The sequence below is a fragment of the Dactylosporangium sp. NPDC051485 genome, from assembly GCF_040682015.1.
Lineage (GTDB): Bacteria > Actinomycetota > Actinomycetes > Mycobacteriales > Micromonosporaceae > Dactylosporangium.
Genome location: NZ_JBFAZW010000040.1, coordinates 1 through 17198, shown reverse-complemented (window position 1 = coordinate 17198; position 17198 = coordinate 1). Strand labels below are relative to the sequence as shown.

Below are 17198 nucleotides of genomic sequence, written 5' to 3'. Positions count from 1 at the left end.
ACCTCCGGGCGCCACGAGGTGTCCAGCAACGCGTTCGATCCCGGAGCAGGCATCATGCCCGCCGGCTGGCCAGGACACTGGGTCGGTCGGCTTCGCGGACCTCGTCCCAGCCACCACGGATCCACGTGCGCTGGACCCAGCCGTAGCCGACCTCGCCGTCCCACTCCCAACGCCCCGGACCGTCGACGGCGACGTGGCCGGTGGCCTCGGCACCGACCGTTGCACCCTGGGGCATGTAGCCCGTGGTGGGCATGCTGCCGAGAAGCTGGCCCTTGAGCACATGGTCACCTGACGGCACGCTGAACCGGGCCTCGAAGTCCCGTGGCTCGCCCGTCGCCCCGATGAGTGCAGGACCGTCGAAGTCGGTCATGTCTTCCATCGTCGTTCCGTCCCACACGTAGCCCCTCGCGTAGGTCGGGCGTCCGACGACCCACACGTTGAGCCCGTGGAACGTCCGACCGCTCGGGAAGGAACCGTTGACCCACGAGACCCGCCACTGGTTGCTCCGCGCCCGAGGGCCGCACGAATGGTCCCGATGGCCGACCGCATCGAGTTCCACGGTGTGGTTGTCGAAGCGAACTGTGCCTCGGACCTTGAGGGACTGCTCCAGATGCAATCCGCTGCCGCTCACGGCCGGGTTGGAGTCGTCTGCACTCATCGTGGACGGATCCGTCCGCATGCCTCGTCCCCAGGTGGGGGACGTGCCGACGCAGTCGAGGTCGACCTCGAGCCTCGTCACGGGCCCACCGCCGAGCGGGCCACGCGCGAGATCGGTCATGAGCACGCGTCGCGCGACCCCGTCGAAGGCGAGTTGCCAACGCTCGAGAGGGACGACGGGGCGGATGACCATCTGGCCGGTCCTGCGGTCCTTGGGGTCGTGCCGGCTGTACGACCGGTCGGTGAGGATCTCGCCATTCGGTAGGTACACCGAGAAGATCGACTCCCAGACCTCGTTGCCGAGGAGCACGAGGTGGCCATAGACGGAGATTCCGGTAGCGGGGTCGTGACACGTGATGAGCGCGCTCTCGCTCCAGAGCGGCACGTCGGCAGGCACATCGTGAAGGTCGTCATCGACGGCCGCGACCCGGTGCTGAAAGTTGGTGGACACGTTGTCAGGCTCCTTGCGTGGCGACAGAGAGGTCGGGCTTTTCTGCGGTGTCAGTGGCGGGTGCAGCTTCGTGCGCCTGCCCCAGGTACGAGGCCTCGATCTCGGCGACCTGCGCGGCCACGTCGCGAGCGTGGCCTGACGCGGTCACGACGCCATGACTGATGACATAGGCGTCGTCGGCGACGTCGAGGGCGAGGCGGACGTGCTGTTCGACGAGCAGCACGCCCAGGTTGAGGTCATCGGCAGCATTACGGACGACGTGCAGGAGCCGCTCGACAATGATCGGGGCGAGGCCCATGCTCAGCTCGTCGATCATCAGAAGGCGTGGCTTCATCAGCAGCGCGCGCCCGATCGCCAGCATCTGCTGCTGGCCTCCGGAGAGCAGACCGGCCGGGCGATCCTGCAGTTCGACCAGCTCCGGCATGTAGCCGAAGACCAGGTCAAGCGGTACCCGGTGCCTGCGTGCAGCGAGCGTCAGGTTCTGCCTGGTGGTCAGGCTCTGGAAGAGGCATCTGTTGTCCGGTACGAAGGCGAGGCCGCGCCGGGGCGCCAGGTGCGGTCGCTTGACGTTGGGCGCCTGTCCCAACAGGTCGATGGTCCCCTGCAAGGAGGGCAGCAGCCCCGCGACGGTCTCCAGGACGGTGGTCTTGCCGGCTCCGTTGGGCCCGAGCAACGCGACGACTCTTCCGGACCGGACCTCGAGGTCCAGGTCCCGGACCACGGCCAGTCCGCCGTGGCCCGCGAACAGGCCCTCGATGCGGAGCAGTGTCTCTTGGCTCTCGGCACTCATCGGGCTGACTCCAACTCGGTCGGGTGGTCTTCGGTCGCAATGTCAGAGCCGATGTAGGCCGCACGGACCTCGGGGTTGCTGCGAACGTCCTTCGGGAGGCCAACCGCAAGGACTCGCCCGCGGTCGAGGACGACCACCTCGTCGCACACGTTCATGACCAGCTCGAGGTCGTGGTCGACAAGGACGATCGTGAAGCCCTTCGCTGCGAGCCGGACGAGGCGTTCTCCGAGCCGCTGGCTCTCGGACGAGTCAAGTCCGGCCGCGGGCTCGTCGAGAAGGAGGAGCTTGGGCTTCCCGCGCACCGCTCGCGCGAGACCGACGAGCTTGGTCTCACCGGTCGACAGCTCACGCGGATACAGCTCGCCCTTGCCCTGGAGACCGAAGAAGTCGAGGACATCGTCCACCGGCCACGTGCCTGACTCCTGCCGTTCCTGGTCGGCCCCGTGCTCCGGCACCACCAGGTTCTCGTGGACGGTCAGGTCCTCGAACAGCTCAACGCTCTGGAAGGAACGACGAAGGCCTTGCCTCGACCGACGGTGCACCGGCATGCCATCGATGACCTCACCGTCGAAGGTGACCGTGCCGGTCGATGGGACGAATCCGCAGACAGCGTCGATGAGCGTGGTCTTACCGGCACCGTTCGGCCCGATGAGGCCGAGGATGGTGCCTTGGCGCACGGTGAGGTCGACCCCGTCGACGGCTGTTACAGCGCCGAACCGGACCTTGACGTCCTTGACATCAAGCAGGGGCGCACCGACGGGGGGCCGGTCCAACGACTCCACGGCCACGGCCGGCGTAGCATCGCTGTCCGATGCGGGTGGCGCAGCTGCCGGCGCCGCCGTCCGCGTGAGCCGCTGTCGAAGGCGGCGGAAGTCGGCGCCCATCTTGGGCGCGATACCGTCCGGGTTCAGGATGGCGGTGAGGATGACCCCGAGGCCAGCGATGACGAGTTGGAACTTGTCCACAGCGTGGCTGCTCGAGAGCAGCTGGAAGAGGGGTCCCCCCGCGGAGATGAAGCCCGCGATGACCGCTCCCCAGATGCTGGCGATACCCCCGATGTACGCGGTCGTGACGAACACAATTGACGCCATCGGACCGAACGACTCGAAGGCCAAATGTCCGTAGAGGTACCCGAAGAGGGAACCAGCGACACCAGCCAAGAACGATGCAATCCCGAAGGCGATGAGCTTCGTCTGCATCGTGGAGACGCCCTCAGCAGCAGCTGCCCGCTCGTTGTCACGGGTCGCCAACATCTTCAGGCCCAGTCGTGACCTCCTGAGCCAGCCGACGCCCACGAGGCAGAGAGCCAGCACGAAGAGAACGAACATGGCGTACCTGAAGGGGTGATTGACGCTGTCGATCGAGAGCCCGAACAAGGAGGGCGACGGCAGGCTGATCCCATCGGTTCCCCCGGTGAGTTGCACGTCACTGAAGACCAAGGCATCGATCGACACGGCTGCGCCAAGCGTGACAACAGCCAGGCTGACACCCCGGACCCTCAAGGCTGGGATTCCCAACAGGATCCCAAACGGGACGACTGCGAGCCCGGCCGCGATGATCGGCAACGGGAAGGGCAAGCCCAGGCTGTTGGCGAACCACGAGGTAAGCCAGGCTCCCAGTCCCGCGAAACTCATCTGAGCGAGGGAGATCTGGCCCACATAGCCCGTCAGCACGACCAGTGAAAGTGCAACGATGGCCGAGATGAAACCGGTGGCCATGGCGAACTGGTACGACCGGCTCATCGCATAAGTGACCGCGACAACAGCAACGATCACGGTCGTGATCACGACAGGATTCACTTTCACCTGAGGAGCAAGGGGGGGCCGGCCCAGCGTGATCGCGCCTCGTCCGGGGAGTGCACGACCGCGAAGAACCATCACGAAGATGATCACCAGGAAGGGCAGCGCCTGCTGCATTCCCTGGATGTTGGGTGACGACACCGTCCAGAAGCGCGCGATCTCCGACTGAACGACACCCAGCAGGAGTGCTGCCCCGGTGGCGATCCAGATGGACTCGAAGCCCGAGAGCAACGCGACAGCCACTGCAGGAATCACTAGCAGCACAATGGTGGTGGAGACCAGCCCGGTGATCGGCGCAACAACGATACCCGCGAAGCCAGCCAGCATTGAGCCCATGACCCAAGCGCTCGTGGCGATCCCATTCAAGGAGTACCCAAGGATCGAAACGCCCTGTTCAGAATCAGCCGCTGCACGGAAGAGAGCACCCTGGGTAGTTCTCCGACTGAACCAGCTCACGGCAGCTGCGAGCAAGAGACCAAGGGCAAGAAGGTAGGCACGGTCACGCCCGAACGTCAGCCCGAGAACCTCGATGCTGTCCGTTGGTAACAGCGGCGTGACGCTTTGGGCATCCGACCCGAACGCAAACAAAACCAGTCCCTGGAGCAGGACGATGAGACCCAGGACTGACGCCAACTTCGCCAACATGGGTGCCCTCCCCAACGGACGCATCACGAGGCGTTGGACCAACCAGCCGAGCGCACCCGTGGCCGGAAGGGTGATGGCAGTCGCCCACACAGGCGCGAGCTCTACATGATTCGTCAGCCAGGTATAGGTCGAGGCGCCCGTCAAAGCGATTGCACCTTGGGCGAAGTTCACCACGCCCGTGGCCCGGTACACCAGGATCATGCCCTGTGCGACCAAGGCATATGCAGCCCCGGCCCCAAGCCCAAGAATGGCAAAGAGCACCACGTCGTTCATCAGCTGTCATCCTTCGGTGTCGCGAGTTGGCCCCATTGCCGAGCGCGCTGACATGGTCACCGTCACCCCCATCAGCACCATGTGTTGGTAATCGTCAGGCCGCTCCGTCGAGTATGCATGAATGTATGCACTCTCGGCGGCTAAGACAAGGGTGCACCCGGACGACGTGGCCCAGGGCGTCCTCCCGGGACCCCTCGCGCCGCCCCGCGCGCAGGGCACCTGCTCGAGCTCGTTGGGCTTGCAGGCGCCGGCGCCACCAGCCGTCGCCAGAGCCCCAAGAAGCCCGGCGACGAGGATGTTCGACCTCCCCCGGACTCTTGACCGGCTTGGGTCGCACCTGTAGTTTCCGCATCCACCAGTGTATGCACTTCTGCCGACGCAAACGCACTGGATGTCGGTCCAACTGACGCGCGAAAGGGCACACAACGATGCGGAGACCCTCATCGCGGAGGAGCCGCGGCCTGGCCGTGGTCGCTCTCGCTGCCACTGTCGTCATGGCGGCCGGAGCCTGTGGCTCCAGTAGCGCCGACGGCGCGAGCAAGCCACCCAACAACACCCCCGCTTCGGCAGATGCCGGGGCGATACCCGCCTACACCGGACCAGCTCCTTCCGACGCGAACCCGGTGAAGGTGGGGGTGCTCTACACGGACACCAACCCGGTCGGGGTCACCCCGGAGATCAAGGACGCAGCCAAGGCCGCAGCCGAGTTCATCAACAGCCAGGGTGGGATGGACGGCAGGAAGCTCGAGATCGTCGCCTGCAACGGCGCCAACAACCCCCAAAGCGCCGCGCGATGCGCCAACGAGTTCGTCGACAACAAGGTCGTCACCGTATACGGACTGGATGGCACCTGGGGTGGAGTGGGCGTCTCCATCATCGGCAAGGCAGGCATCGTCAACCAGACCATGCCCATCTCGGGTCCCGAGCTGACGGCTGAGAACGCCTACCCCTGGCTGGGCGCGGCCCTTACCGGTGCGGCGGCGGTGGTCTCGTACGCCAAGGAGAACGGCGGCAAGGCGGCGTGCGTCTACCAGGAGGTTGCCGCCTTCCAGGAACGGTGCGTGAAGTTCTTCAGCGACTTCGCCAAGAAGGCAGGTGTCGAGTCAGAGACCATTCCCGTGCCGACGACGGCCAACGACCTGGCGCAGTACGCCACCAGGATCAAGGGGACCAACGCCAAGACCGTGTGGGTCATCGGCGGCGAGAAGATGGTTCAGTCGACGGTGCTCTCGTCAGCCCAGCTCGGCTACAAACCGCAATGGATCTCTTCCGTCCAGCGCCCCGACTTCTGGAAGGCCGTGGGCAAGGCAGGTGAAGGCATGATCGAGTGGGCCGACCTGAAGGATGCACAGGAACCCAACGACAAGGAAGCAGCACTGTTCAGGGCTGTGATGAACAAGTATGCGCCGGACTCTCCGGCCGGGAAGTCCGGCTTCGCAGTCATGAGCTTCTCCAACCTGATGACGCTCCAGCGCTTGGCCAAGAAGGTTGGTGGCGACCAGATCACTGCCGCGAATATGCCGAAACTCCTGTCGGAAATCAATGTCCAGCAGTTCATGGGCCCCGTCCTGGATGCGTCAAAGGCACCTCAGGGCTACCCGCACCTCGTCCACCCAGGAGCCTACCTCTATAAGCGAGTGGGTGATGGCTCCGAGCTCGCAGGCAAGGGCTACTACTCCGTCGCAGAGTAGGACCTCGACCTAGTCGGTAACAAACGCAAAGACAACGACTGGGTGCTCCGTGCGATTGTCGGCACGGAGCACCCAGCTCGATTTCTCCCCTCGTCAAGTCGACATCAGCGGGCCCGGAGCACAATGAGGCAGAGGAGAGGTGCGGTGGCGGTTTCGGAGCGCCAGGTGTGTGTGATCATCGGGATGGGCGGCATGGGCCGAGCCATTGCCAGGCGGATCGGTCACGGAAGAACCCTGTTAATTGCGGATCGTGACGAGGAGAGCATCGAGGCACTGGCGGTCGGGATGCGTGAGGAGGGTCTGCTCGTAGAGGCGACGGTCGCGGATGTCACGTCCGCAAGGTCAATGGAGCAGCTCAGCCAGTTGGCGCATTCTCTGGGTCCGGTGGCGCATGTCGTCCACACTGCGGGACTGTCTCCCGCACAGGGGTCCCTCGCGGACATCCTGGCCGTCAATGTCCTGGGCCCAGCCCACATGCTGGAGACCTTCGCTGGAGTCATGATGCCGGGAGGGTCCGCCGTGGTCATCGCAAGCAATGCCGGCCACATGGATGATCGATGTCTGTCCCCGGATGATCGCACAGCCTTGACGGGCACCCCCGCAGCGGAGCTCATGCACCTGCCGCTCCTCTCGGAGGAGCGATTCGAGTCCAGTAGCGCGGCCTATCGGTTCGCCAAGCGGGTTGTTCAGCTCCGCGTGCAAGCCGCCGCCGTCCCATGGTCCACAGGGGGGTGTCGGGTGAACTCGGTGAGTCCCGGTGTGACAGCCACCCCCATGGGCAGAAGCGAACGCGCCGCCGGGAACCAGAACGTTGAGCGGCTCATTTCCGAAAGCCCAGTCGGCCGGGTGGCGGCCGCGGAGGAGATCGCCGAGGCAGTGGCCTTCCTCCTGAGCTCCTCGGCATCGTTCATCTATGGAAGCGACCTCTTGGTAGACGGGGGCGCTGTCGCCGCCCGATTGCACCCACTGGGTCGTTGAAGCCGGAGGCGGTGGTGGTCCTGGCTCCCGGCCAGGCCATGGCTGCCCGTGTCCACAACCTCCACGCGCGGGCGGGCAGGCCGGCGGCGGGGCGGTCCGCGCGGATCGGTCCGTCGACCGGCCGGGCGGTGACCCGATGGCTCCTGGCGACGGCCAGGACGAAGCCGGTACCCTGAGCCTGCAGATCACGGCGCAGAGTGCCGGCCACCAACTGCCAGCCCGACCGGGTGTCCACATCGGACAACAACCCGAGCAGAAACGCGCGGGCCTGCCAGCGCGGCTCCACCCGCGCGAACCGCCCCGCGATCGCCGCGAACCCGGGCCGCCGCACTAGCCCCGTTAGATCACGCTCCAGCCCGCGTCGGCCGGCAGGACCACTCCGTTGATGTGGGCAGCCTCATCGGACAGCAACCAGAGAATAGGGCGGACGATGACGGAGGGCGCGACTGCCGCGGGCCTGAGCTCTGGCTTGAGCCTTGGCACGGTCATCTCCCGCGCGTACTCCGACCGATAGCGAGTATCCATGTCGGTGGTGACCCCACCGGGAGCCACACAGTTCGAGCGCACCCCAGCCCGGCCGTAGTAGAAGGCGACAGACTTCGCGAATCCCTGCAGGGCATTCTTAGATGCCGTGTAAGCGGCGCCGCCGAGGGACGCCCGGAGGCCCGCCTCTGAGGAGATGTAGACGAAGGAGCCTCTCCCCCGCGCGATCATCGCGGGGAGCAGCGCCCGGGTCAGCCTCATCGGAGCCTCCACGTTGAGCGCGAAGACCCGTTGCCAGGTCTCGTCGTCGATCTCCGCGGGAGGGAGCCAGCCGTCATGGATGCCTGCGACGCTGACAACGCCGTCGACGTCCGAGCCGACCACCTGGATGATCTGCTCGATGTGGGTCGCGTTGGTCAGGTCGCCGACAACCGGCGTGATCGCCCCGGACACCGCCGACAGGACGTCCAAGCCGGCTGCATCGATGTCGACCGCGATGACCTCGGCGCCCTCGGCTACCAACCTCTCCGCGGTCACCTTCCCGATCCCGGAAGCCGCACCGGCGACGACGACGCGACGCCCGAAGAAACGCTGCGTTGGTTCAGTGCTTGAGCTCATGGATGCATCCTTTTGCGCGATGTGTGAAGGGAAATCAGTCCGTGGCTGTGGTGACGGACTCCCACGCGTCGTACTCGCGGGCGAGCTCACGGCCCAAGCCGGATGAGGATCCTGTGACGAGTGCGACGGGCATCGGCGTTCCTCGGATACTGGGATGAGGCAAGCGAACTCCCCGCTCAGATGCCACCCCATGGCCCGTCGCGGGCGCCGGCCTGGAGAAGAGCATTCGGAGGCCCCATAGGCAAACCCTCCCCCGCCCGCAGCGGGATCGTCCGCTGCCGACCCCGAGCGTTTGCCTGCATTTGTGCATGCAATCCGCGAGAAGCAGTATTAATCCTGGCCCACTCGGTGTCAATGTCGCCGGGCGAGCATCGCGACACCCCGCCAGCGACGACGGCTACCAGTCGGCCGAAAGCCCTTGACGACCATGCTTGCGCACTGGGCGGCACGAAGGTCCGGTTCCGGTTCCACCCGCCTGACCGCGTCCTCCTGGCAGCGCTGCTGCACCGGCTCCCCCGGCACGTACTGCATCAGGTGCGGCTGCTGGTCCGCCCCGAGACGGTACTTCGCCGGCATCGCGATCCCGTCAATCATGGAGCGGTTGATCCAAAGCTGCCGCCACGAGCTCCGATCAGCGGGCAAGAGGTTGCTGCCCTGTCGATTCACGTTCTGACAAGGCCCCTGGCACACCTCGACCGGCTGGAGATCGCCGCACTCGAATGGGTCGGCCCCGTTTCGCGGCGGCTCACCTGCGGGTATCAGCATGCGCATGAGTACCAGCCAACCTGTCGCGGCCGGTCAACGGCAGGAACCCCACATGCCGAGCGACGTCACGCCCCAGCTGTCGTTGTTCGACAAGTTCGCGACCCGAGCTGCGGAGTTCGTGTCACGGGCCTGGTTCTTCGCGGCCTGCCTGCTGCTGGTGCTGATCTGGGCGCCGTCGATCCTGGTGATCCAGAATGTCGACACCTGGCAGCTCATCATCAACACCGCGACCACCATCGTGACCTTTCTGCTGGTCGCGCTCCTGCAGAACACCCAAACCCGCAACGACCAGTCGACCCAGGACAAGCTCAACGCCCTGACTGAGGCGGTAGCCGAGCTACGCGATGCGGTCGGGCTGGAGAACCGCGAGAGCTCCTGAACCCTTAGGGCGGACGAAGTGGCGCGACGAAACCGCAGGTGGCCGCCCGGTCGACGCTCAGCCGCCCGCGGCGACGAGGTATGGGTTGGCGTCGGCGGTCTTGAAGGTCAGTCCGTGGCCGGGTGCTGATCGGTCTGGGCGCAGGACGCCGCCGGCCGTAGGCGAGGCGACGCCGTCGAACAGCATGGATTCGATGCGGACGTGGTCGTGGAAGTACTCGAGGTGGCGCAGGTTCGGCACCGCCGCGGCGACGTCGAGGTGCAGCGCCGGGGCGCAGTGCCCGGACAGCTCGAGGCCGACGGCGGCGAGCGCGGCGACGCGCATGCTCGCGCTCAAGCCGAAGGCGCCGACGAAGCCCAGCCGGCCCGCCGCCCTCAAGAAGGCGCTCGACGCGGTCCGGGCCTGAACCACTGCCATACAGCGCAGAGGGGACCAGCGGATCACCGCCGGCCCCCTCTGCTTGCGGTATGCGCTACCGCAACGCCCGCTCAAGCTCGGACTTGGTCATCTTCGAGCCGCAAGCACCTCATCGCCCGCATCCCCTGAGGGCGCTGAGATCCCTTTCACCCATCGCGCGCCGACGCGTAGGCGCGACCCAACGGGGGTACCACCTGAGGATTGACGAGAGTCAACCTGGGAGGGCAGCGTTGAGCGAGCGATGGTACCGCAATGCAGTGATCTACAGCCTTGACGTGCGGACCTTCCAGGACTCCAACGACGACGGTATCGGCGACCTGCAGGGCGTGACCAGCCGAATCGACTACCTGAGCCGGCTTGGCATCAACACGCTGTGGCTCAGCCCCATCCATCCGAGGCGGCCGCATGACGGCTGGTTGATGGCACACCTGCTCGAACCGTTCGGCGGCGGCGAACCGAACCCGTTTGAGCAGTGCCGCAGCGGGCACGCTTCACTACCGGTCAGTCCAGGGCGTCCTTGATGTCGTGGGCGGCATCTTTGACCTTGTCCCCGGCGTGCTTGACGTTCGCAGCGCCGCGCTCGGTCCGCCCCTCGGCCTCCAGACGCTCGTCATCTGTGGCCTCGCCGTATTGCTCCTTGGCCGCGCCCTTGGCCTCTTCGCTCTTGTGCTTGATTTTATCTTTGAAGCTCATCACGCCTCCCGTAGCGGTGAGTTCGGGCGGTGCGGGGGTGACGCACCCGTACTCCGTGCCCAGACTGGCCGGCGCCAAACCGGCTCGAACCGACCCCAGTTCCCATACCCCACCGCTCGGTCGTCACGCGTCCGGCGTCTTTCCAGTCAGGGGCTGCCGGGGACATGAAAGCCTTGCGGTGTCCGCCGTAGGTCCGGCTTGGCCAGCGCGTCACTGGGTAGACCCCGACGCAGGTTGCGACGGCTCGGGGCCCGCTGAAGGAAGAACTGTTCCAATAGCCGCATGACGCGTCCGACGCCCGGGTCATGCGTCGCCACCGCCGACCACCCGGGCGATGAGGTATCCGGTGAACGCGCCAGCGCGACCGGGTCCGGGGTCGTCTTGTCCACGGGTCCCCATGCGGGGCGGCGACCGCCACACTCCTCGCGGTCCATGATGCCGACCGGTCGTCGAACGTGGCTGGCGCTGTTCCGCGCGACGGCATCCGCTGCGGTGTACCCGGTGACGCGCCGAGGTTGGTGCTGTCAACAGCATACCGCGGACATCGTCACCGGTCATTCGGTCATTCAGGCCTGTTGACCTGCGGTTTCATCCGCCTAAACTCGCCGGGCCACCAGGGCGGAAGGAGAACGGATGACCGTTGGCGGCCAGGACACCGTGGGCTACGAACTCGAGACGTGGGCACGCACGATCCTGATTGGATCGCGCGGGCCCAGCCCCTACGAGAAGGTCAAGGCGTACCGGATCTTGAACCGGGCCAACCACCACATCTACCAGGCCCACCTGGCAGAGGCGCTGCTCGACCTCAGCTACCAGGGCGGCCACCATGCCTCGCCGCAGACCCGGCTGGCGTTGCTGGAGGAGGCAGCCGACGCCGCCCGAAACGTGCGACGCGACGAGCCACGACGCGGCAAACTTGTCGTGCGGATCCTCGACTCGTACCAGCGCGCCCTGTATGAGCTGGGCCGCCGCGCTGAAGGGCTCGCGGTCCGCGAGGAAATGGCCACGGCGAACCGCCTGGCGTTCGCGGCCGGGGAACGCGGCTGGGTCGAATGGGGTCTGCGTGCCTGGGCACACGGGCTGGCCGAGGAGGGCCGGCACGCCGACGCGGCGGCCGCCCTCACCGAACTCCTCGACGTCACCCTGCCGGAGGACGCCTGGGGCACCTGCACCTGGGATCGGCTGAGCCTGACCGCCGAACTGGACGCTGCCGGCCGCACAGACGCCGCGGTCACGACACTGAGCGCGATCCTCGACGAGGACCGCGCCAAACTGGCCGCAGACGGGACCTCCCTCAGCGGCGTGTTCCACACCCTGATCTGGCACGCACTGCTCCTCGACCGCGTGGGCCGCGCCGAGGACGCCGACGCGGCCCGCCACGAGGCACTCGACCTGCTCCGCCGACTGGCCGCCACCGGAGAACCCAAAAACTGGAGCGGGTACCAGTTCTCCTACGCCGGCGTGCTACTGGCCGTTCGGGCCAGCAACGCCGAGCCGCACACCGCCGGCCAGTCCCGGCCCCCCCTTCGGCGTCGACCCCGGCCACTGGTCGCCCGACCTGCGGGAGCGCTACTTCGACGAAGCCGGAATCGCCCGGCGCGAGGCCCCCGCCTCCGACCGGCCCGGCACCCTACGCGACACGGCCCGCCGCGAGTACCGCCTGCCCGAACTCGCCGCGCTGCGACGCCGGCTGGCCATCCGCACCGGCGTGTACTGGCTGTGGCGCCACGGCCACCGCTTCCTCGAACCAGCCCTCCCCGCCTTCAACGACAGCGTCGACGTCGCTCGCCGCCTCCACACCCAAACCGCTGCAACCGGCCGGCCGTCGCTCATCCACGCGCTGACCGACCGGGCGATGATCCTCACCGCCGGATACCGCTACCCCGACGCCCTCAACGACTACCACGAAGCACTGACGCTGCACTCGACAACCAGACCGACCGGCCAGCCGTGACGCCGCGCGGCCCCTCGACGTAGCACAGGAGATTCCTGCGTTCGTCGTACCCACCTCGGTTATGGACGCGGGGCTACTGCGTTCCCGGTGTGGGCGATCCCTGAGTACCGCGACGGTCAGGCGATGTCGAGGACTGCCTTGCCGTGCAGACGGCGGCCGCGCAGGGCCTCGATCGCTTGGCCGGCCGCATCCCATGCGCCGCGCCATGAGATCTGAGGATCCAGTCTCCCGCCGGCGACGGCACCGGCCAGCCAGGTCAGATCGGGCGACAGGCCGCGGCAGGCGAGCAGGAAGAAGGTCACGATCGAGCGATCGTGGCGGCCCTGGTCGCCGAAGAAGGCGCCGAACGGGAACGTCTCTGCCCCGCCGGTCCCGTGTCCGACGGAGACCAGCGTGCCGCTCTCGGCGAGGCGGTCGTAGGCGGCTACGAGTTGCTCACCACCCACCATGTCGACCACGCCGTCGACCGGCTCGTTGGCCTCGGCAGGACCGGACACCACCTCGTCCGCGCCAAGCGCACGCAGGCTCTCACCGTGGGCTGCTGGATCGCCGGTGGAAGCCACGACGTGCGCACCGCCCAAGTGCGCGAGCTGTACGGCGTACCGGCCGACCCCGCCGGTGGCGCCGGTGACCAGCACGCGCCTGCCGAGGATCGGCCCGATTCGGTGTAGCGCGCGCAGCGCGCTGGCACCCGCCACCGGAACGGTGCTGATGGCACCCGGGTCGGCACCCTGCGGGACGACACCCATCAAGTCGGTGTCCACGACGCGATACTCGGCCCACGCGCCGTCCGGGGCGAGGGTGACGGCGGGAGTACCGATGGCGGGGCCGGACCCGTCGGCGGCAGCCCGCTCGACGATCCCGGCGGCGTCCCAGCCGAGCACGGTCCCCTCCGGGGCGTTGTCGATGCCGAACGCGACCTCGCCGTAATTGAGGGAGGTTGCGGTCACCCGTACCAGCGCCTGATTCGGGGCCTGCACGGGATCGGGTGCCTCCCCGAGCCGCAGGCCACCGGGTGCAGAGCGGTCGACGAGCAGCGCGCGCATTGTCTCACCTTTCACCGAGGAACTTATGCCACCGAGTGGCATATTACCACGAGTGGCGTTCGCTCACGGGGTACAGTGAGGCTCGATGGACGCCATGGCCCCTACCGAGCCGACGCTGCGTGAGCGCAAGAAGCTGCGCACCCGCCAGGCGCTGATCGACACCGCGCTGCGGCGATTCACCGGGCAGGGCTTTGACGGCACGACGCTCGACGAACTGTGCGCTGACGTCGAGGTCTCCAAGCGCACGTTCTTCCGCTACTTCACCACCAAGGAAGACGTCGCGATGGCGCCGACGCAGGACCTGTGGGCGGCTTTCCTGGCCGATCTTGAGACGCGGGAGCCGAACGGCAGCCCACTGCTGGGACTGCTCCAGGACGCGCTGCTCGCAGCGCTGGACCGGATGTCCGCCGAGGGCTGGGCGGACCGCGTCCTGCGAAGTCGCCGACTGGCCGCGGACACGCCATCGATGAACGCGCACGGCCTGGACTTCTGTGACCGCACCACGCGTACCGCGATCAAGATCCTGGAGGAACGTTTCGGGTTCGATCCGCATGACCTGCGACCGCGGCTGGCGCTCGACGTGGTGGTAGCGGCCTTCCACTGCGCGCTGGAAGGATGGACGTTCCAGTCCGGGCCGGCAGGCCGCGACGGCCTGGCCATCCGCTTACGGGAAGCCTTCTGCGCGGTTCCGGGCATCATCACCATGACGGTCCCGCAGCCCGTCACACGCTCACCCCGCCAAGAGTTCCCCGGCACGCCCCGGACGGACGACTGACCTGCTGAGTTGGTTCAGCCGCCGCATCGCCACAGCGCAGAGACACCGGCCCCGTCTCGGGGTGGCAGAGCCGACGATCCGCTTCGCCGGCCGGCCGACCGGCGGTCCGGGCGTTGCTGTTCGGCGACGCTCTGCTCATGCCACCGGCGATATTCGTTGACGGACGGCACGCTTGTCGACACGGACGCCCTGCACGCGGCCGTCGCGACCCACGTTGCTGGAGCCGTGCCCGAAACGGCGCGTGGCCGGGTAACGGTCGCGTTCTCAGCGACGCCTACATGACTGCCGACGCCGCCCGCACCCTGCCGCGCACGCTGCGCCGGATCGACACCGGCGACGAGCGGCGGGTCGTGCGGCGCTCATCCGGGACTCTGCCGAGCGCCATCACGTCGTGGTACAGATCCCCGGCCACAGCCACGAGCCGGCGGGCATCCCGACGGCTCATCGTCGCGCGTGCGTCTGCGGCTTCGGCCGCGGTCACGGGCGCCCTCCGAGTTCGTCGATACCCGCGGCTTCCGCTGCGGCGGAAGCCGCGGGCCAGATGGTCATCAACGCGGCGCGGTCACAGGGCGGCGCGGACGGCGGCCTCCACCTTCGGCGGGCAGGCGCCGTCGTGCAGGGTGTCCAGGGCGAGCAGCGCCGCGCCTGCCACCGGAGGCGTGGACAGTACCGTGACCGTCGCCCGGGGCGACAAGGCCGCGATACGGGACAGGAGGCCCTCGTGTAGCTGGGGGTGTCGTGCGGTCAGGACGCCGCCGCCGAGGACCACCGTGTACGGAGCCGCGAGCAGGTCCAGCCTCGACGCCGACACGCGGACGAGGGCCTCGATCTCGTCGGTCAGGCGGCGAACGACGCGGCCCGCCACGGCGTCACCCGCTGCGGCCACCTCGAACAGCAGTTCGCATAGTTCGTCGAGTCGGGACTGTGGAAGGTCGCCGAGGTGCAGGGCGATGCTGACGGCCTCGACGGTGGGTAGGGCGAAGTGGTTGCGTACCGCTTCGGTGAGGGTGGTGGCGGGGCCGCGGCCGTCTTCGGCACGGCAGGCGTGGTAGAGGGTGAGGGCGGCGAGAAGGTGGCCGCCGCCCCAGTCGCCGGACAACTGACCCAGGGCCGGGAAGCGGGACGTGGTGCCGTCGCGGCGGCGGCCTACGGCGTTGATACCGGCACCGCAGACCACGCCGACTGCGTCGGGGGTCGAGGTGCCGGCGCGGAGCAGGGCGAACAGGTCGTTGTCGACGGTGCTGGTGGTGGCGAGGGCGAGGCTGGTCACGGCGGTGTTGAGGCGTTCGACCTCGATCGGCAGGTCGGCGCCGGCGATGTAGACGGACAGCTGTGACAGTTCGATATCTGGTGGTAGGGCGGCCGCGGCGCGGGCCTGGGCAATGAGGGTGACCAGCTGGGTGACGGCGCCGGGTAGGCCGAGGACGTGCGGTGAGGTGGTCGGGCCGGTGACTCGGGCGAGGATGCGGCCGTCGAAGTCGCCGAGTACGACGTCGGTTTTGGAGTTGCCACCGTCGACTGCGGCGTAGAGCCGTGCGGTCACGACAGCCAGGCCAGGTGGTCGCGGTTGGCTGCCAGGAGGTCGTTGGTGAGTCTGGTGGCTTTGTCGTGCTGGGCGACGAGGGGGTGGGTGAGCAGGGCGCGGTAGACGCGGTCGCGGCCGCCGTGCAGGGCGGCGTCCACGGCGAGTTCCTCGTAGGCCGACACGCCGGCGACCAGGCCCGCGAACTCGGGGCGAAGCGGGGGCGCGGGCAGCGGGTGGGCGCCGTCGGCGCCGACGCGGCAGGTGGCCTCGATGACGGCGTCGTCGGACAGGAAGGGCAGGAAGCCGCGGTTGCGGACGTTGACGGCGTGGATGCCGCCGTCGTCGTGGTGCAGGGAGGCGATCAGGCCGACGGCGGCCTCGGAGTAGAAGGCGCCGCCGCGCTCGCCGAGGAGTGCGGGCTTCTCGGTGAGTGCGGGGTCGGCGTACATGCGCAGGAGCTGCTCCTCGAGTTCGGCGACCCGCTCGCCGCGGGTGGGCCGGCCGCGCTCCTCGGCGACGACCTCGTCGTGGCAGTAGAAGTAGCGCAGGTAGTACGAGGGCACGCAGGCGAGAGCGGTGATGATCTCGGCCGGGATCTGCACGCCGGCGGCGAGGTCGGCCAGGCCCTGTTCGAGGATGTGCGGCAGGCGGTCGACGCCGTCGACGTAGGCGGCTCGTTCCCAGGTGAGGTGGTTGAGTCCGACGTGGTCGAGGGTGACGGCGGACGGCTCGATGCCCAGGGCCGCGGCCCACCGGCGTTGGAACCCGATCGCGACGTTGCACAGTCCGGCGGCGCGGTGGCCGGCGTCGAGCAGCGCGCGGGTGACGATGCCGACCGGGTTGGTGAAGTTGACGATCCACGCGCCGGGGTCGGCGCGGCGGGCGATGTCGAGCACTTCGGGGACTGTGCGTAGCGCCTTGGCGAAGCCGCCCGCGCCGGTCGTCTCCTGACCCACACAGCCGCACGCCAGCGGGAACGTCTCGTCGCTGATCCGGGCCCGCTGCCCGCCGACGCGTAGCTGGATGACTACTGTGGACGCCCCGGCGAGCGCGTCGTCCACATCGGACGTCCAGCGCAGCTTGGCGGGTGAGCCGTGGTGGGCCAGGATCCGCTGTGCGAAGGCGCCCACGAGGGACAGCCGGTCGAGCGCTGGGTCCAGCAGGACGATCTCCGAGGCGAATGGTGCGAGTCGTGCGAACCCGTCGATGAGTTCTGGGGTGTAGGTGGATCCGCCCCCGACGACGGCGATTTTCAACCT

The 17198-nt window shown here is 67.8% G+C and carries 18 protein-coding genes; 6 read left to right on the top strand and 12 right to left on the bottom strand.

Translation table 11 applies throughout. The features are described from left to right. Window positions 1-52: 52 nt before the first annotated feature. From AB0M46_RS23005 to AB0M46_RS22995, 3 genes are read right to left on the bottom strand one after another with little or no spacing between them, the layout of a single operon-like run. Entirely contained in the window at window positions 53-1108 is a 1056-nt protein-coding gene (locus AB0M46_RS23005) for a hypothetical protein (protein WP_363338999.1), read from the bottom strand. A gap of 4 nt (window positions 1109-1112) precedes the next feature. Continuing rightward, window positions 1113-1898, bottom strand: coding sequence for an ABC transporter ATP-binding protein (locus tag AB0M46_RS23000; RefSeq protein WP_363338998.1), 786 nt, complete (start codon window positions 1896-1898; stop codon window positions 1113-1115). Beyond that, window positions 1895-4615, bottom strand: a complete 2721-nt coding sequence (locus AB0M46_RS22995; RefSeq protein WP_363338997.1) for a branched-chain amino acid ABC transporter permease/ATP-binding protein — start codon at window positions 4613-4615, stop codon at window positions 1895-1897. The genes AB0M46_RS23000 and AB0M46_RS22995 overlap by 4 nt, the downstream gene beginning before the upstream one ends. A gap of 494 nt (window positions 4616-5109) precedes the next feature. On the opposite strand from AB0M46_RS22995, the gene AB0M46_RS22990 reads away from it, so the two are divergent. Both AB0M46_RS22990 and AB0M46_RS22985 read left to right on the top strand, forming a co-directional pair. Continuing rightward, window positions 5110-6306, top strand: a complete 1197-nt coding sequence (locus AB0M46_RS22990) for an ABC transporter substrate-binding protein (protein ID WP_363338996.1) — start codon at window positions 5110-5112, stop codon at window positions 6304-6306. Between the two features lie 144 nt (window positions 6307-6450). Beyond that, entirely contained in the window at window positions 6451-7284 is an 834-nt protein-coding gene (locus AB0M46_RS22985) for an SDR family oxidoreductase (RefSeq protein WP_363338995.1), read from the top strand. A 339-nt stretch (window positions 7285-7623) separates the two neighbouring features. Here the strand turns inward: AB0M46_RS22985 and AB0M46_RS22980 are convergent, their stop codons facing one another. Further along, entirely contained in the window at window positions 7624-8385 is a 762-nt protein-coding gene (locus tag AB0M46_RS22980; protein WP_363338994.1) for an SDR family NAD(P)-dependent oxidoreductase, read from the bottom strand. 351 nt (window positions 8386-8736) lie between these two features. Beyond that, the gene (locus AB0M46_RS22975) at window positions 8737-8979 is read right to left on the bottom strand and encodes a hypothetical protein (RefSeq protein WP_363338993.1); all 243 of its coding nucleotides are present in this window, start codon (window positions 8977-8979) and stop codon (window positions 8737-8739) included. Between the two features lie 223 nt (window positions 8980-9202). Between AB0M46_RS22975 and AB0M46_RS22970 the strand changes: the two genes are divergently transcribed. Beyond that, window positions 9203-9529 (top strand): low affinity iron permease family protein, encoded by a 327-nt coding sequence (locus AB0M46_RS22970; protein ID WP_363338992.1) that lies wholly within the window; start codon window positions 9203-9205, stop codon window positions 9527-9529. 57 nt (window positions 9530-9586) lie between these two features. On the opposite strand, the gene AB0M46_RS22965 is transcribed toward AB0M46_RS22970, so the two are convergent. Further along, window positions 9587-9946 carry an enolase C-terminal domain-like protein gene (locus AB0M46_RS22965; protein ID WP_363338991.1) on the bottom strand — a complete coding sequence of 120 codons (360 nt, stop codon included), beginning with the start codon at window positions 9944-9946 and terminating at the stop codon, window positions 9587-9589. Between the two features lie 257 nt (window positions 9947-10203). Between AB0M46_RS22965 and AB0M46_RS22960 the strand changes: the two genes are divergently transcribed. Continuing rightward, window positions 10204-10467 (top strand): alpha-amylase family glycosyl hydrolase, encoded by a 264-nt coding sequence (locus tag AB0M46_RS22960; RefSeq protein ID WP_363338990.1) that lies wholly within the window; start codon window positions 10204-10206, stop codon window positions 10465-10467. On the opposite strand, the gene AB0M46_RS22955 is transcribed toward AB0M46_RS22960, so the two are convergent. Next, window positions 10448-10639 carry a CsbD family protein gene (locus tag AB0M46_RS22955; RefSeq protein WP_363338989.1) on the bottom strand — a complete coding sequence of 64 codons (192 nt, stop codon included), beginning with the start codon at window positions 10637-10639 and terminating at the stop codon, window positions 10448-10450. The genes AB0M46_RS22960 and AB0M46_RS22955 overlap by 20 nt on opposite strands. Window positions 10640-11227: 588 nt before the next feature. Next, the gene (locus tag AB0M46_RS22950) at window positions 11228-12019 is read right to left on the bottom strand and encodes a hypothetical protein (RefSeq protein WP_363338988.1); all 792 of its coding nucleotides are present in this window, start codon (window positions 12017-12019) and stop codon (window positions 11228-11230) included. A 328-nt stretch (window positions 12020-12347) separates the two neighbouring features. Here AB0M46_RS22950 and AB0M46_RS22945 point away from each other — a divergent pair, with 328 nt between their 5' ends. After that, window positions 12348-12593 carry a hypothetical protein gene (locus AB0M46_RS22945; RefSeq protein WP_363338987.1) on the top strand — a complete coding sequence of 82 codons (246 nt, stop codon included), beginning with the start codon at window positions 12348-12350 and terminating at the stop codon, window positions 12591-12593. Between the two features lie 116 nt (window positions 12594-12709). Here the strand turns inward: AB0M46_RS22945 and AB0M46_RS22940 are convergent, their stop codons facing one another. Then, entirely contained in the window at window positions 12710-13639 is a 930-nt protein-coding gene (locus AB0M46_RS22940) for a zinc-binding dehydrogenase (protein WP_363338986.1), read from the bottom strand. 85 nt (window positions 13640-13724) lie between these two features. On the opposite strand from AB0M46_RS22940, the gene AB0M46_RS22935 reads away from it, so the two are divergent. Further along, window positions 13725-14414: a TetR/AcrR family transcriptional regulator gene (locus AB0M46_RS22935; RefSeq protein WP_363338985.1), complete on the top strand. Its 690-nt coding sequence runs from the start codon at window positions 13725-13727 to the stop codon at window positions 14412-14414. A 274-nt stretch (window positions 14415-14688) separates the two neighbouring features. Here the strand turns inward: AB0M46_RS22935 and AB0M46_RS22930 are convergent, their stop codons facing one another. The 3 genes from AB0M46_RS22930 to AB0M46_RS22920 all read right to left on the bottom strand — a co-directional run. Then, window positions 14689-14895: a hypothetical protein gene (locus AB0M46_RS22930; protein ID WP_363338984.1), complete on the bottom strand. Its 207-nt coding sequence runs from the start codon at window positions 14893-14895 to the stop codon at window positions 14689-14691. Between the two features lie 81 nt (window positions 14896-14976). Beyond that, window positions 14977-15957, bottom strand: coding sequence for a BadF/BadG/BcrA/BcrD ATPase family protein (locus AB0M46_RS22925; RefSeq protein ID WP_363338983.1), 981 nt, complete (start codon window positions 15955-15957; stop codon window positions 14977-14979). Continuing rightward, window positions 15954-17198 (bottom strand): 6-phospho-beta-glucosidase (locus tag AB0M46_RS22920; protein ID WP_363338982.1); only part of this gene is annotated, 1245 nt, incomplete at its 5' end. The genes AB0M46_RS22925 and AB0M46_RS22920, both read right to left, overlap by 4 nt.

Excerpts from the sequence above, each read along its gene's own strand:
- AB0M46_RS23000 (WP_363338998.1), bottom strand. The coding sequence starts at position 1,898 with ATGAGTGCCGAGAGCCAAGAGACACTGCTCCGCATCGAGGGCCTGTTC.
- AB0M46_RS22995 (WP_363338997.1), bottom strand. The coding sequence starts at position 4,615 with ATGAACGACGTGGTGCTCTTTGCCATTCTTGGGCTTGGGGCCGGGGCT.
- AB0M46_RS22990 (WP_363338996.1), top strand. The coding sequence starts at position 5,110 with ATGGCGGCCGGAGCCTGTGGCTCCAGTAGCGCCGACGGCGCGAGCAAG.
- AB0M46_RS22980 (WP_363338994.1), bottom strand. The coding sequence starts at position 8,385 with ATGAGCTCAAGCACTGAACCAACGCAGCGTTTCTTCGGGCGTCGCGTC.
- AB0M46_RS22975 (WP_363338993.1), bottom strand. The coding sequence starts at position 8,979 with ATGATTGACGGGATCGCGATGCCGGCGAAGTACCGTCTCGGGGCGGAC.
- AB0M46_RS22970 (WP_363338992.1), top strand. The coding sequence starts at position 9,203 with ATGCCGAGCGACGTCACGCCCCAGCTGTCGTTGTTCGACAAGTTCGCG.
- AB0M46_RS22965 (WP_363338991.1), bottom strand. The coding sequence starts at position 9,946 with ATGGCAGTGGTTCAGGCCCGGACCGCGTCGAGCGCCTTCTTGAGGGCG.
- AB0M46_RS22955 (WP_363338989.1), bottom strand. The coding sequence starts at position 10,639 with ATGAGCTTCAAAGATAAAATCAAGCACAAGAGCGAAGAGGCCAAGGGC.
- AB0M46_RS22940 (WP_363338986.1), bottom strand. The coding sequence starts at position 13,639 with ATGCGCGCGCTGCTCGTCGACCGCTCTGCACCCGGTGGCCTGCGGCTC.
- AB0M46_RS22935 (WP_363338985.1), top strand. The coding sequence starts at position 13,725 with ATGGACGCCATGGCCCCTACCGAGCCGACGCTGCGTGAGCGCAAGAAG.